The following is a 13,956-nucleotide window of genomic DNA, read 5'->3' as shown; positions in this document are numbered from 1 at the left end:
CAATCCTTTTCTTATATATCAAAAAGCCGGATTCAATGGTAGAATCCGGCTTTCTATTTAGTTACTTTTCGAAATTAACACCTTTCCAACAGAACGATCCTTACTTTGTCCAACGACTTTAAAGGATAACCCATATGTCGGTACATCGCGTCCTGCATCTGGGTTGTTTGGATTCACATAGTTCTTTTTATCACTAAATGTACGAGCCGGGCGAATGTAGCGATCTTGCAAAGTTAAGCCCGTTGTTGCTGTATAATCTATATTCAGCTTCGTACTTGGATTCAAAGAGAATGCTGCATCGTGTACTTGGAACCCTGTGGCGGCAATGGAACCGTCACTCCATTTTAATACTTGCTGATCTGCATCTACTACGCCAAGGAAGCCGTTCCCCGGATGTTTTCCTACCCAGTTATCACTGTATGATTGATCGACATACCAAACGACCAACCCATTATTATAGCTCATCAGACTTGCCCCGCGTTTAATATGCTTTAAGCCTTTATCGACATCAGCATAAGAGCGCCACTCTAGTAAATAGTATTGTGCTGCATATTGTTTTCCATTAGATTTTGAGAATCCATTAAAGGTAAAAGTAGACGTGTCCTCGGCATCATCTGACCATACTTTCGTTCCATCTGCCGTGATGTTCAGGTCATCTACGAATAAGCCTGGAAGTGAATAGCCTGCATCAGTTGTGTAACGGAATTGCAGGTCGATTTTCTTCCCTGCATAAGCAGACAGGTCAAAGGCTGCATCTACCCAGCCGTCTGATTTTCCGTCGATGCCATTGCCTTCGTTTGCACCTGCTTCATTTCGATCATTCGTGATGTTACCCGCGATGGTCTTCCATTGATCAGTCCCTGTTTCACGCACTTCGACATACGCATAATCATAATCTTCTTCAATATCGTACCATGCTTTAAATGTCAGCTCTGCTTTGCTTCCTTTTGACAAATCAATACCTGTTGTCGTCATGGTTGCATTCAAATTGTCACCCGTTCCGCTGAAGTACGAATATTTCCCTTGAACAGGTGTCGTGACGACAATCTCTTTATCTGGTAAATCGACTCGAACGGCATCATGGTTCGTTCCTTTTGTTGCTGCTTCATCAATTAATACTGTTTTGCTTTTCTTTAATGTTTTACCATCGATGGTTTGTCCAGAAAGCCAGTTGCCTCCATGCAGATTTTGAAGCATTTCTTTCGCATATGGGCTAAAGCCTGTTGGTTCCGTACCAGGAACTTTACCTGCCCAGCTTCCGCTTGACATGATCGACCAGTAAGAAACGGGCTCTCCTCTGCCTGTGTACTGTGTATCGTACTCGTCAGGAAGACCAAGATCATGTCCGAATTCATGTGTGAACACACCTGCTGCGCCATCTTCAGGCTCGATGGTGTAATCCAACGCACCTAATTTCCCGCCTTGACCAACTTCAGATTCAGTATCCGGAATTTCAAATACATCACCAAGTGACCAGCGGTGTGACCAAATCGCATCAGCGCCAAGTTGTCCGCCGCCTGCTTCTTCACCTACACCGGCGTGAACGACCATCAAATGGTCAATGATGCCGTCTGGCTCGTTATAAACACCATCGCCATCAATATCATAGCGGTCCCATTGATCATACTCGCTGAGATCAATATTCGGATCTTTTGCTGCTGCTTCGAGTGCTTCTTTCACCAATTCGCGCGGTCTGCCGTCACTGCCTGAATCGTCAGGTACGTTCCCGCCGTAATAAGCTGCTTCATGCTTCGCTGTATACCATCCTGCAACTGTTCCACTGACTGTGTAACTGCCGCCGGACTGCTTTTCATAGTATTGCTTCATGGATACTTTCCGTTTCCCATCAGGACCGATGTAGCCATTTTTTCCGAAAAGCATATCTTGATAGTGCTGTTGATCGTACTTGTCATAGTACATATCAGTCTCTTCTTTTTTAATACTATTATGCTTATAATCTTTAAAATCTACTAATAAAACCAATACTTTATCATTGCGGACATCACCTTTATACTTTTCCTTTTTGACCGGTTTTACTTGATTGCTTTCTTTTCCTTTATGCTTCTTTAATTTTTTCTTTTTGGCAAGTTTGTTATGTACCTCTTGTTTGTATTCTTTCAGGAATTCAGGCTCTTCTGTTAAGGTGCTGGCACTTTGTTTCATTGCTGATTCTTCTTTTTTCTTTAGATAGTTCTTTAATGCTTTTTGGGTTTCTGCCTCATTGGCATTCTTTTTGATCTTTCCTTGTTTTTTCAAGGCTTTGACAAGACGGTCTTCATTCACGACACTTGAGTCAAATGGAATACCTGAATAATGACCGCCATCAGAGGATGTTGATTTTTCTGTGGTGTGGGCAGATAGAGGGGTGCTGAAAGCTGTCAATGTGCCTAAACTTAGGACAGCGGTTAGTGCAATTTTCGTCCATTTCCCTTTTTTCATATTGGTTCCTCCCTATTTTGGTAATAAATAATATCTAATTCTAGCATATTCCAATATAGTTAAGTCGAAAAACATTTTATTTTCAGAAATTTTGTGGAAAATGCACAATACGTGAATGAAAGGGGTGGAACCATTTGTCGAAAATAAAAGAACCCTAGGCGTTAACCGCCTAGGGTGTTTGTTGTTTTTCTATGAAAGCTGCTGGCCTTGAAATGCAACCACGTCAAGTGGAGCGGCTAAGAATTCTTTTGCCTTCGCGACGAAAGCCTGGAAATGAGCACTTGCATTATGGCTCTGAACCGCAGCGTCATCTTTCCACACTTCTACCATTAAAAAGGTATTTTCCTTTTCTGTATCCTTGAACAGCTTGTAGGAAACATTGCCTTCTTCAGCCTGTGAAGCTTTCATTAACTCATTGATTTCTTCTAAAAATACGTTTTCTTTTTCTGGATGAATGGTCATCCCTGCATGAATAATAATCATTTGATCGTCTCCTTTTGAAAAGATATTATTTCCACTCAGCAATACGATCAACCGGTAAGCGGTAAGATGCATAGCCTTCGTCGGCTGCTTTCCCAATTGATAGCAGCATGACTGGTACATAACGTTCTTTATCCCATCCAAATGTTTCAGCGATGACTTCTTTATCATATCCGCCAATTGGATTTGTATCATAACCGTGTGCACGTGCAGCAAGCATAAGCTGCATAGACACAATCCCACCGTCAATTAAGATGGTTTCGCGGTTCACTTGCTCCGGAAGAACCTCAAAGTGTGCAGTTAATGCAGCAATTTGTCTTTCTTTCACTTCTTGCGGCATGTAGCCATGCTCTACTGCTTTTGAATAAATTTCTTCTAAGTATTCATTGCTTTTCATATCTGCAAATACTGCAATGACAGCTGCTGATGTTGACACTTGAGTTTGGTTGAATTTTGCAAGTGGTGCAAGCTTTTCTTTTCCTTCTGGGCTGTCAATAACCATGAAGCGCCAAGGCTGTGCATTTACTGATGATGGTGCAGTTGTTGCTTCTTCTAAAATCTCTGTCATTTCTTCTTTGCTGATTTTCACAGCTGGATCATAGTTACGAATAGAGCGGCGCCCTTTCATAATTTCCATAAAATCGTTTGTTTTTAATGTTGTAGCCATGTGTAACACTCCTTTAGGTTGTTTGAATCTTTTCGATGTTTTGTTGTATACGGATGAGCACATCAGTGAGAAGCCTTCGTTCTTCTTCACTTACGTTTTCAAGCATTTCTGAGATAAATCGTTCTTTTTCTATTTTAGAAGCTTCGATTCTCGTTCTGCCTTCTTCTGTTAAGCGGACAAGTGTGACTCGATTATCTTCTGGTTTTCTTCTGCGTGTGACCATTCCTTTTGTTTCTAGCTGTTTTAAATGACGCGTCACAGCTGCACTATCAATATTTACTTTTTTCTGCAAATCTGATTGGCTGATTTCATCGGCTTGGAATAACAGCGATAGCAACTCAAGTCTTGATTGGCTGATGCCCGTGCATGCTTCGAACTTCACGCCCATCATACGGTTCACGCACTGCAAACGATATAATACCTCTGCCTCTTCAGAGCAAAATGCAGTCAATGCCATCCCCTCTTTTCTATTCAGAAATCAATTACTTGATATATCAATCATTGACTCGTCAATTAATATACACCCATTGTTTGATGATTGCAAGAGGTTTGTTTCATAAAGTGAATTTTTTTATTTCAATAGAAAATGACAAGCATAAAAAAAGACAAAAGCGACGAATCACTTTTGTCCTTTTTCTTTATTCAGTAATGACTGTGTGGATCAATGTTGGTGCATCGGCATGATCAGCAATGCGGATGTTGTCATAAATTTTCTCCATGACATTTGCAACATCTTCACGATTCGCATGCAGAGTCACAAGTGAATCTCCTTTTTCAACACGATCGCCTACTTTTTTGTTCAGCATGATGCCGACAGATAGGTCAATATCGTCCTCTTTTGTTGCGCGTCCTGCTCCAAGGATCATCGCTGCAACACCGATTTCGTCCGCGACGATTTCAGCTACGACACCTGATTCTTTTGCAGGTACTTCGATTTTGTAAGGTGCTTGCGGCAGTTTTTCAGGCTGATCCACAATTGAGCTGTCTCCACCTTGGTTTTCTAAGAATTCCTTGAATTTCTCAAGTGCTTTGCCGTTTTTCATCACTTCAATCAGCTTTTCTCTTGCTTCATCAAGTGTGTCTGCTTTTTTCGCAAGAACGACCATTTGACTTCCTAATGTGAGCACAAGCTCGTTTAAGTCTTCAGGACCTTCGCCTCGGAGTGTGTCAATCGCTTCTTTCACTTCAAGGGAATTTCCAATCGCTAATCCTAGCGGCTGAGACATGTCAGAGATAACCGCCATTGTTTGTCTGCCTACGTTGTTTCCGATGCGTACCATTGCTTTTGCAAGCTTTTCTGAGTCTTCTGGTGTTTTCATGAAAGCACCTGCGCCTGTTTTCACATCAAGTACAATCGCATCTGCACCAGCAGCAATTTTCTTACTCATAATGGAGCTTGCAATAAGCGGAATTGAGTTAACAGTTCCTGTCACATCACGAAGAGCATACAGCTTTTTATCAGCTGGTGTCAGGTTGCCTGATTGGCCAATAACGGCTACTTTATGACGGTTCACGAGCTCGATGAATTCGTCTTTTGTAATTTCTACGTGAAAGCCTTTGACCGCTTCAAGCTTGTCCACTGTACCGCCTGTATGCCCAAGACCGCGCCCTGACATTTTCGCAACAGGTACATCTAGTGCCGCAACAAGAGGAGCGAGTACAAGCGTTGTTGTATCGCCTACACCGCCTGTCGAGTGCTTGTCTACTTTAATACCGTCAATGGCAGACAGGTCAATTGTATCTCCTGAGTTCGCCATAGCGAGTGTTAAGTCTGCACGTTCTTGATCCGTCATATCTTGGAAGAAAATCGCCATAGCCAAGGCACTTGCTTGGTAGTCAGGAATTGTTCCGTCCGTATAACCTTTGACAAAGAAAGAAATTTCCTCTGAAGTTAATTCTTTTCCGTCACGTTTTTTCGCAATGATATCTACCATTCTCATTGTTTTCACCATTCCTTTTTTTAAATTAGTAAATCAAACCGACAACGCCTGCTGTTAAGAAGCTGACAAGAGTTGCACCGAATAACAGCTTTAATCCAAAGCGTGCGACTACGTTTCCTTGCTTTTCGTTTAAGCCTTTGACTGCTCCAGCAATGATGCCGATAGAAGAGAAGTTCGCAAATGATACAAGGAATACAGAAATAATCGCTTCTGTACGAGCAGTGAAATGCAGGCCGTCTCCAGATAGAGCGAGCATCGCAACAAATTCGTTCGATACCATTTTGGTCGCCATAATGCTTCCTGCTTGTACTGCTTCGCTCCAAGGTACACCGACAAGGAACGCAAATGGAGCAAAGACATATCCAAGTACATCTTGGAAAGAAACACCGATGACTGCTGTAAAGATACCATTAATCATCGCAATTAATGCAACGAATCCAATCAACATTGCAGCAACAACAATTGCTACTTTGAAACCATCCATAATGTATTCGCCAAGCATTTCGAAGAAGGATTGTCTTTCTTCCTCAACGACTTCAAGCATGTCTTCATCCTTAGACACTTCATATGGATTGATGATTGATGCGATAATAAATCCACCAAATAGGTTCAGCACAAGTGCTGTAACCACGTACTCTGGTTTAATCATTTGCATGTACGCACCAACAATCGACATCGATACCGTCGACATTGCAGATGCACATAATGTATAAAGACGCTGCTGAGGTAATAATCCAAGCTGTTTCTTAATAGAAATAAAGACTTCTGATTGACCTAAAATCGCAGACGCTACTGCATTGTAAGATTCTAGTTTCCCCATACCGTTCACTTTACTAAGCAAATATCCGATTCCGCGTACGATAAGCGGAAGAATACGCCAATGCTGCAGAATACCGATTAACGCCGAGATAAAGACGATCGGCAGTAAAACATTGATGAAGAAAGTGGACGCATTATCATTCATTAACCCGCCAAATACAAAGTTGATTCCTTCGCCGGCATAGCCTAGAAGCATTTGGAATCCTTTTGCAAAGCCTCCGACTAGAAAGTTTCCAACACCTGTATTGAGCAGAATATAACCTAAAATAAATTGCAGTACAATCATGACAATTACTGGACGGAATTTCACTCGTTTTTTTCCATTACTAGCCAGCCATGCAATGGCGAGAATCACTAGCAAACCGATGATACCAATCACGTATTTCATGTTTTTCCTCCTTGAATGAATTCGTTTACATTAATGCGCTTGTATGGAACAAACCCTATTTCGCAAACAAAACGCGGAAGAAATTCCCAGAAGTGAGTTCCTTCCGCATATGACTTTTTCATCATTTATGAGTCATGAATGTTATCCTACCATAGGATCGTATGAATTAATAGTCTTTCGAAGGAGCTGATTGATCCCCTTTGATAATGGAAACGCCTGCACTTGCGCCAATACGGGTAGCACCTGCAGCTGTCATTGCCTCAACGTCTTCTTTTGTTCTCACGCCGCCTGATGCTTTCACACCGATGTCAGGTCCTACTGTTTTACGCATTAATGCAATGTCCTCAGCCGTTGCACCGCCCGTACTAAATCCAGTCGATGTTTTCACAAAATCTGCGCCCGCTTTCACTGAAAGCTCACAAGCTTTGACTTTTTCTTCATCAGTAAGTAAACATGTTTCAATAATGACTTTCACTAATGCTTTGCCTTTTGCTGCGTCTACAACTGCACGAATATCTTGTTCAACCACATCATATTCGCCGTCTTTCAATGCCGCAACATTGATGACCATGTCCACTTCTGTTGCACCGTTTTCAATGGCATCCTTTGTTTCGAATGCTTTCACTGCTGTTGTGTTTGCGCCTAACGGGAAACCGATGACTGTACATACATCAACACCTGTTCCGGCTAGTTCTTTCGACGCTAGAGATACCCAAGTTGGGTTTACGCAAACAGATGCAAATTGATGAGTCTTTGCTTCTTCAAGTAACTGCATAATTGCAGCTCTAGTTGTATCTGGTTTTAGTGCTGTATGATCAATGAGCTTTGCTATCGTCATGCTTCACACTTCCTTTTAATTATGATACTTTCATCATATATGACGAATGAACAATTGTAAACATGGTTATGAAATTTTGTTCATCTATTTTGTGACATTTAAAAGAGCCCTCGCTGTGTGCTGATCGATGATCAATACATTGGCATATTTCCCTCTTAGTGCACCGTGTATAGAAGCCACCTTTCGATGACCGCCAGCGACAAGAATGGATCGTTCTTTTGTCCTTAAATCATCTAGCTCCACGCCAATTGTGCGGTTGTTAATGGCTTCACTGCAAATGCGTCCATCTTGATCATAAAAACGTGAGCAAATGTCTCCGACACTGGATTCCTTGAGGAGCACTTTTTCTTCTTCACGGAAATAACCTAGTCTAAACAAAAGTGCTTCATCTCTTACCGTTCCAACAGTAAACACAGCGATATTCGCCTGCTTGCCCATTTCAATAATTCGCTGAATATGTCTGTCCTGCTCCACCATTTCCTTGACAGCAGCACTATCAAATACAACAGGAAGCGGCAAATAGCGCGGTGCTGTTTGAAAGGCCTCAGCAAACAGCTGGATGGTTTCCGCCGAATATGTATTCACATGAGAGTGGCTGATTCCGCCCTTGAGCTGGACAACCTCTACACCTTTTACCTGTTTAGGTTGCATCTTTTGTGCAATTTGATACATAGTCGTTCCCCAGCTCACGCCAACGATATCGCCGTCTTTCACTGTCTCTTGCAAGTAATCTGCACCAAATCGGCTCAAATAATCGGTGATGGTTGGATAGTCGTCCTTTGGCGAAAACACCACATGAGCTTCGAGCAGGTCATATTTTTCCTTGAGCAGTGAAGAAAGCTCATTTAAATCCTCAAACGGATCCATCACCGTAATCTGGACGTACCCCTTCTCTTTCGCATATTGAAGCAGCCGAGATACAGTCGGCCTCGACAGGTCGAGCTGTTTGGCAATTTCCTGCTGGCTGTAATCAGACAAATAGTAAAGCCTTGCCGCTTCAATACTCAGCTGTTGTTTCTCTCGATCCATTCATACGCCCCCTTTTTTCTTCTATCATAACAAATCGTTCACCTCATCATGCACAAATGTTCATTTAAAGAAAATTGTATAAGCGGCATGAAAGGTCTCATTCTTTTCTAATGTTTGAATGCCAAACTTCTCTTTATACTGTCCATTCGTCCCTTCCCTATCGGCGATGCCATACCACGGCTCAATACAAACAAAAGGAGCCATCGTTCCTTTTTCTTGATCATAAGGCGACCAAATGCCAACGAACGGAAAACCAGTGAGATCGACCTCAACTCCGTGACCTGCCCTAGAAGTCAAAGACACTCGATTGATATGGCTAAAGATCATCGCATCATGCTGAAAAAGCTCTGGGCGAAGCTGGATCGGCTCAAGCTGAATGCCTTTTTCTTTCTCCCTGATAAGTGAATTCCGCAGTTCATATTGCACAGGGAGATGTTCAGTGGAAGGTGTCAATGTGAGTGAATAATCTGATGTTTGCTCGCCTTCAACAAGCGGAATACGAAATGCTGGGTGTCCTCCAATGGAGAAATACATCGTATCCTCTCCGTCATGATCAATTTCCCAGGAAATCTTCAGTCCATTTTCCAATAGTTCATAACGAATTCGCGCTGTAAATTCATACGGGTATTGCTTCACGTGCCGGCCTCTTGATTCATATTGAAAAGTCACCGTATGCTTCGTTTCTTCATATAAATCAAAATTGACATCACGTAAAAACCCATGCTGCGTGAGCTCAAAGGTTTGATCGTCAATCTTGTATTGATCATTCATTAATCGCCCAACAATCGGAAACAAGACAGGCGACACCCTGCCCCAATAAGCGGGATCACCAGACCACATATAGTGACGCCCGCTTTCCTTGTCAAGCACCTCCCTGACTTCCGCTCCTTTTTCATGAATCTGAACCAATAACTGATCATTTTCGATTGTTCTCATTTAACACATCCCCTTTCCTTCTACTTTTATTATGACAGGGATTTTGGTTTTGAGTATAAAAGAGTTCGTTAGAATAAAAAAGACTTCTCCCTTCTAGGGAAAAGCCGTTAAAATTACTTATTCATCATCTTCTTGTATAGTCCATCTAAGGCCTTTGATTTGTTTTAAACTCTCAATTTCTTCTTCGTTTTCAGGAAAAATATAGCTCTCCTCTTCATGTGAGCTTGAAACCAGCCACTCTTTCCCATTTTTGAAGAATGATAAATCCTCCAGTAAATTAGGGTGAATCCACCCGTATAGAGAGTTCGAAAGTTCTTTCAACAGATTTTTTGTGTGTTCATTGGCATAATAATAATAAACATATGCTGTTTGACCATCTCCTAGAATCGTGGTAGCCCATTCAGACTCTTCCTTCATTTCTTTAAGAGATGGAGAAAGTTTATCTAGAATTTCACGATAATCAGCAAAATCAGCAAAATCTTTTCTAAAAACTAATTGGAACTCATCACATACTTCACAACATAAATCGATGAGCGCATTGTATTCCTTCTTTTTTGGTTGACGATTAAGGACAATCATCGAAAACCTCCTCTATCTGGACTTCTTATCTAGGAGCGCCAAAAAAAGCATGTGCTCCAGTTCTTTCATATTTACCTTTTAATTTATAAACTGGATGATAGTGATAGTGTTTATTTTTTCCTTTTTTGTCAATTTCCGCACCTATTACTTTTCCAATCGGACTGGCTGCTTTAGCAATAGATTGTGCATTGCTTTTGGAAGTAGACCATGTATCTTTTTTCTGAGCTAATCTTTTTACAGCGTTTGCACGACTTACACCTTTTCCAATAAATAAATGAGGTTTATCTTTGTCTCGATAAGCAATAAAGTGATTATGTTTATTGTCTTTCCTTTTTATAAATTCAGAATAAGCAATATAGGTAACACCTACTACTGTTACTGCAAGTCCCAAAGCTAATAAATGTTCTAATAGAACTGCCCCAATAGCAATACCAATAGGAATAACAAATGCAAAAGATGCTTGAATATCTTCAGAATTCACTTCATATTTCTTATCATCTTTTGTATCTTTAAACGTAACATCTAAATTATCATTTAAAAGTGTCTGCAAGTCAACTTCATAATCCTTTGAAACCTTTTCACCTTCACTACCAATTTCTTCAGTTTGATAACTGATTTCTGCTGTTTTTTTATTTAGAGTTAGAATACCAGTTACTCCCTCTTGCTCCTGTGAAATTACATATTTTTCATTGCTATCTTCTAAAACATGAAAATCTTTTGTGGTAACAGCCTCTGTTTTATTTGGAAATTGGAAAAACAAAGTTATAACCAGCGATAGACATATAACAATTGAGATTAACTTACTTATTTTATTCATCCTAAACTATACCTCCGAGTTTCCTGTTTTAAAAAACAATTTTATTTAAATAATCTTCAATACCATTTTTTTAAGATTTTATATATTTGTTGGTTTAAACTTTCTTCAGAATTAATATTAAAACGTTCCCGGTACTGTAAAATTAAGCTTACTACACCTGTAATATGGGCACTCGCTAAAGAGGTGCCACTTTCAATTGCATAATTGTTATGAGGCCTAAGAACTGGTATATCTACACCCGGAGCAGCAAAATCGTAATTTCCTTTAGATGAAAATTCAGCTACCTTCTTATGCTTATCCACAGCGGTTACAGAAAAAACATTCTCATAAGCAGCTGGGTAATCCATTTTTCTTCCATACTTATTACCAACAGCAGCTACTATAATTATGTTTTTTTGTATTGCTTTGTCTATAATCTTCTTAACAGCTGGATCATCTTTCATTAATCCAAAACTAGCATTGATAACATCAATTTTATTATCAATACACCATTGAACAGCTTTGACAAAATTTTTTATTGAACCCTTGCCTGTTGAATCTAGAATTTTAACAGGATATAACTCTACATTCTGCGTTATACCCACAAGTCCAATTTCATTATCATTAGCTGTGATTATTCCAGCTACAGCAGTACCGTGCCCTAAACTGTCCTCTTGTTCTCCTCCTGTGCCAATTGTGTTTAGTCCTTTTTTAACTTTACCTACCAAATCAGGATGTGTCCCATCTATCCCACTATCAATTATTGCTATTCGTACACTTTCTCCTCCTCTATTATTTTCCACATATTTTTTTGTTAACTTTGTGCCCCATGGAATCTGTTGATGAATATTAATAGTGAAGTTTAAATTTTTTGAGTGCAATTCAAAACACTTAAAATAAATTAAAAGAACTATTAATATTATCAAAAATCTTTTTATCAAACTATTGATTCAACACCACTCCTTTTTTCATATATTATTCTATATTATGGTTTTAAGTCAATATAAAACCAAAAATGTTATATATTAATATATGCTGGTTTACAATAAAAATTTATTGAATAAATTCAAACTAAATATTATGCGTTAACGTCTATTATATATACAATATATGAGTAACCTTTATTAAATACAGGTTCTTTTTCAATTGATGGGGGATTCATTTTCATGAACAGCAAGGAAAATCGTTTTCGTTATATTTTAGGATTAAATGGACTAAGAGCCGTTGCTGTATTGGCAGTCATTGCTTATCACTTACATATCGGACCCGCAAGCGGCGGGTTTCTTGGCGTTGATTTATTTTTTGTCATTTCTGGTTACTTGATTACAACGATCTTGTTACATAAGCAGGATTTAGGCTATCAAGAGCTTTTGCCATTTTGGATGGGACGGATCAGGAGGCTTCTTCCAGCCGCTTACATCATGATTTTTATAACCGTCAGCTGGTGCGCGATTGCTGGATCAAACGCATTATTGTCCATTCGTGGCGATGCCATATCGTCCTTTTTTTATGTCAGTAACTGGTGGTACATTTTTCACCAACTTTCATATTTTGATAGCTTCAATGCCCTATCTCCACTGAAAAATTTGTGGTCTCTGGCAATAGAAGAGCAATTTTATATCATTTGGCCGGTACTGTTGATTGCAGGGCTGAAATGGGTAAAAAACAGATCCCATCTGCCTATGATCACCTTTGGACTTGCACTTGTCTCTGCCTTATGGATGACGATTCTTTATTCACCAGATACCGATCCAAGCAGGGTTTATTATGGAACAGATACTCGTGCATTTGCGCTCCTGATTGGATGCAGCCTGGCATTTGTGTGGCCTATGCAAAGACTGTCCAGCAAAAAATTACTTCCTGTTGGCAGACGTATTTTACATATTGCCGGGTTCGGTTCGTTTGCGATTTTCCTCCTTTGTGTTTATGCAGTGGACGATTTCGATGCCTTTCTCTATCAGGGCGGCATGCTTTTATTCTGTCTGAATGCGGCCATCTTAATTGCGTGCGTCTGCCACCCTGCTAGTCTTATAGGAAAATGGCTGTCCTTTCAGCCGCTCGTCTGGCTTGGTAAGCGGTCTTATGGTATTTACCTGTGGCATTATCCCATTATCGTACTAACCACACCGGTCATTGAAATTGGACAGCCTTCCATAGCGCGTGTCACATTGCAGCTCATCGCCATTTTACTAGTTGCTGAGGCTTCCTATCGCTTCATCGAACAGCCGATCCGCCAGCATGGTTTCAGACAATATTTTTCCTCTTGGTCTATTTGGAAAAAAGGAATCAAACAGTGGTCTACATCTAATAAGGTGTTCCTTGGAATCACAGCAGCTCTTTTGATCTTATTTATCATTGGCATGTCTAACTCGTCCACTTCCTCCCCACATGTGAAGGAAGTGACGCAAATTAAGACCGCACCGAAAAAAACAGCCGAACCGGAATCAAAAGCGAAGAAAAAGAAAGAAAAGCACGAGAAAAAAGCAGCTGATCAAAAACAATTTCACCAAGTTCTTGCCATTGGTGATTCTGTCATGCTAGACATTGCGCCGAATCTTGAAAAAGCATATAAACAAATCACCATCGATGGGAAAGTTGGCAGACAGATGAACGAAGCCATCAGCATCGCCCCTCAATACAAATCATTTAATCAATCTGATGCTGCTGTTATCATTGAACTTGGGACAAATGGTTATTTTACTGAGGACACGCTGAAAGCATTCATTCAAAACTTTTCAAAGGCACATATTTTCCTAGTGAATACGAGGGTTCCAAGGTCATGGGAAAATGATGTGAATGCGGTCATTCAGCGAGTGGCTGATCAAGATCAAAACGTCACCTTAGTCGATTGGCATTCAGCCGCTACTGGACAGCCATCCTATTTTCAGTCCGATGGGGTCCACCTTTCAAAAAAAGGTTCTGACACATTGACACAGCTCATCACAGCAAGCATTAAGAAAAAAGGGGATGTGTCGACGTCATCATAAAAAGACTAGCAGAATGCTAGTCTTTTTTTCAGCGTGATAGAAAACCTTTGCAGTCGAG

At 40.4% G+C, this 13,956-nt stretch carries 12 protein-coding genes and 1 pseudogene; 1 reads left to right on the top strand and 12 read right to left on the bottom strand.

Features of this window, described 5'->3' with window-relative positions; translation table 11 throughout:
- Positions 1-57: 57 nt before the first annotated feature.
- The 12 genes and pseudogenes from M1D84_RS00785 to M1D84_RS00730 form a co-directional block, all read right to left on the bottom strand.
- On the bottom strand, positions 58-2,439 hold the full coding sequence (locus M1D84_RS00785) for an immune inhibitor A domain-containing protein (protein WP_332285150.1): 2,382 nt from the start codon (positions 2,437-2,439) through the stop codon (positions 58-60).
- A gap of 189 nt (positions 2,440-2,628) precedes the next feature.
- Positions 2,629-2,922: a putative quinol monooxygenase gene (locus M1D84_RS00780; RefSeq protein WP_024423933.1), complete on the bottom strand. Its 294-nt coding sequence runs from the start codon at positions 2,920-2,922 to the stop codon at positions 2,629-2,631.
- A 25-nt stretch (positions 2,923-2,947) separates the two neighbouring features.
- Positions 2,948-3,586, bottom strand: coding sequence for a nitroreductase family protein (locus M1D84_RS00775; RefSeq protein WP_024423934.1), 639 nt, complete (start codon positions 3,584-3,586; stop codon positions 2,948-2,950).
- 13 nt (positions 3,587-3,599) lie between these two features.
- Positions 3,600-4,084, bottom strand: a pseudogene (locus M1D84_RS00770) (MarR family winged helix-turn-helix transcriptional regulator).
- A 140-nt stretch (positions 4,085-4,224) separates the two neighbouring features.
- Positions 4,225-5,526 (bottom strand): pyrimidine-nucleoside phosphorylase, encoded by a 1,302-nt coding sequence (locus M1D84_RS00765; protein ID WP_024427551.1) that lies wholly within the window; start codon positions 5,524-5,526, stop codon positions 4,225-4,227.
- A gap of 25 nt (positions 5,527-5,551) precedes the next feature.
- Entirely contained in the window at positions 5,552-6,733 is a 1,182-nt protein-coding gene (locus tag M1D84_RS00760) for a NupC/NupG family nucleoside CNT transporter (protein WP_017368363.1), read from the bottom strand.
- Between the two features lie 166 nt (positions 6,734-6,899).
- The gene (gene deoC, locus M1D84_RS00755; protein ID WP_024423938.1) at positions 6,900-7,571 is read right to left on the bottom strand and encodes a deoxyribose-phosphate aldolase; all 672 of its coding nucleotides are present in this window, start codon (positions 7,569-7,571) and stop codon (positions 6,900-6,902) included.
- 84 nt (positions 7,572-7,655) lie between these two features.
- On the bottom strand, positions 7,656-8,600 hold the full coding sequence (locus tag M1D84_RS00750; protein WP_024423939.1) for a sugar-binding transcriptional regulator: 945 nt from the start codon (positions 8,598-8,600) through the stop codon (positions 7,656-7,658).
- Between the two features lie 60 nt (positions 8,601-8,660).
- On the bottom strand, positions 8,661-9,536 hold the full coding sequence (locus tag M1D84_RS00745) for an aldose 1-epimerase family protein (protein WP_332285154.1): 876 nt from the start codon (positions 9,534-9,536) through the stop codon (positions 8,661-8,663).
- Positions 9,537-9,653: 117 nt separating this feature from the next.
- Complete coding sequence (locus M1D84_RS00740; RefSeq protein ID WP_024423941.1) at positions 9,654-10,115, bottom strand: hypothetical protein; 462 nt, start codon at positions 10,113-10,115, stop codon at positions 9,654-9,656.
- Positions 10,116-10,140: 25 nt separating this feature from the next.
- On the bottom strand, positions 10,141-10,932 hold the full coding sequence (locus tag M1D84_RS00735; RefSeq protein WP_024423942.1) for an SAR2788 family putative toxin: 792 nt from the start codon (positions 10,930-10,932) through the stop codon (positions 10,141-10,143).
- A 56-nt stretch (positions 10,933-10,988) separates the two neighbouring features.
- Complete coding sequence (locus M1D84_RS00730; protein ID WP_024423943.1) at positions 10,989-11,852, bottom strand: S8 family peptidase; 864 nt, start codon at positions 11,850-11,852, stop codon at positions 10,989-10,991.
- 225 nt (positions 11,853-12,077) lie between these two features.
- Here M1D84_RS00730 and M1D84_RS00725 point away from each other — a divergent pair, with 225 nt between their 5' ends.
- Entirely contained in the window at positions 12,078-13,898 is a 1,821-nt protein-coding gene (locus M1D84_RS00725) for an acyltransferase family protein (RefSeq protein WP_458106374.1), read from the top strand.
- The last annotated feature ends 58 nt before the right edge of the window (positions 13,899-13,956 follow it).

The organism is Bacillus sp. PK5-006, from assembly GCF_054161415.1.
Note: the sequence above shows the minus strand (reverse complement) of the source record. Positions and strands in the feature narration are given on the sequence as shown.

Coding starts and splice junctions, on each gene's coding strand:
- deoC (WP_024423938.1), bottom strand. CDS start 7,571: ATGACGATAGCAAAGCTCATTGATCATACAGCACTAAAACCAGATACA.
- M1D84_RS00785 (WP_332285150.1), bottom strand. CDS start 2,439: ATGAAAAAAGGGAAATGGACGAAAATTGCACTAACCGCTGTCCTAAGT.
- M1D84_RS00725 (WP_458106374.1), top strand. CDS start 12,078: ATGAACAGCAAGGAAAATCGTTTTCGTTATATTTTAGGATTAAATGGA.
- M1D84_RS00780 (WP_024423933.1), bottom strand. CDS start 2,922: ATGATTATTATTCATGCAGGGATGACCATTCATCCAGAAAAAGAAAAC.
- M1D84_RS00745 (WP_332285154.1), bottom strand. CDS start 9,536: ATGAGAACAATCGAAAATGATCAGTTATTGGTTCAGATTCATGAAAAA.
- M1D84_RS00760 (WP_017368363.1), bottom strand. CDS start 6,733: ATGAAATACGTGATTGGTATCATCGGTTTGCTAGTGATTCTCGCCATT.
- M1D84_RS00740 (WP_024423941.1), bottom strand. CDS start 10,115: ATGATTGTCCTTAATCGTCAACCAAAAAAGAAGGAATACAATGCGCTC.
- M1D84_RS00775 (WP_024423934.1), bottom strand. CDS start 3,586: ATGGCTACAACATTAAAAACAAACGATTTTATGGAAATTATGAAAGGG.
- M1D84_RS00750 (WP_024423939.1), bottom strand. CDS start 8,600: ATGGATCGAGAGAAACAACAGCTGAGTATTGAAGCGGCAAGGCTTTAC.
- M1D84_RS00735 (WP_024423942.1), bottom strand. CDS start 10,932: ATGAATAAAATAAGTAAGTTAATCTCAATTGTTATATGTCTATCGCTG.
- M1D84_RS00765 (WP_024427551.1), bottom strand. CDS start 5,526: ATGAGAATGGTAGATATCATTGCGAAAAAACGTGACGGAAAAGAATTA.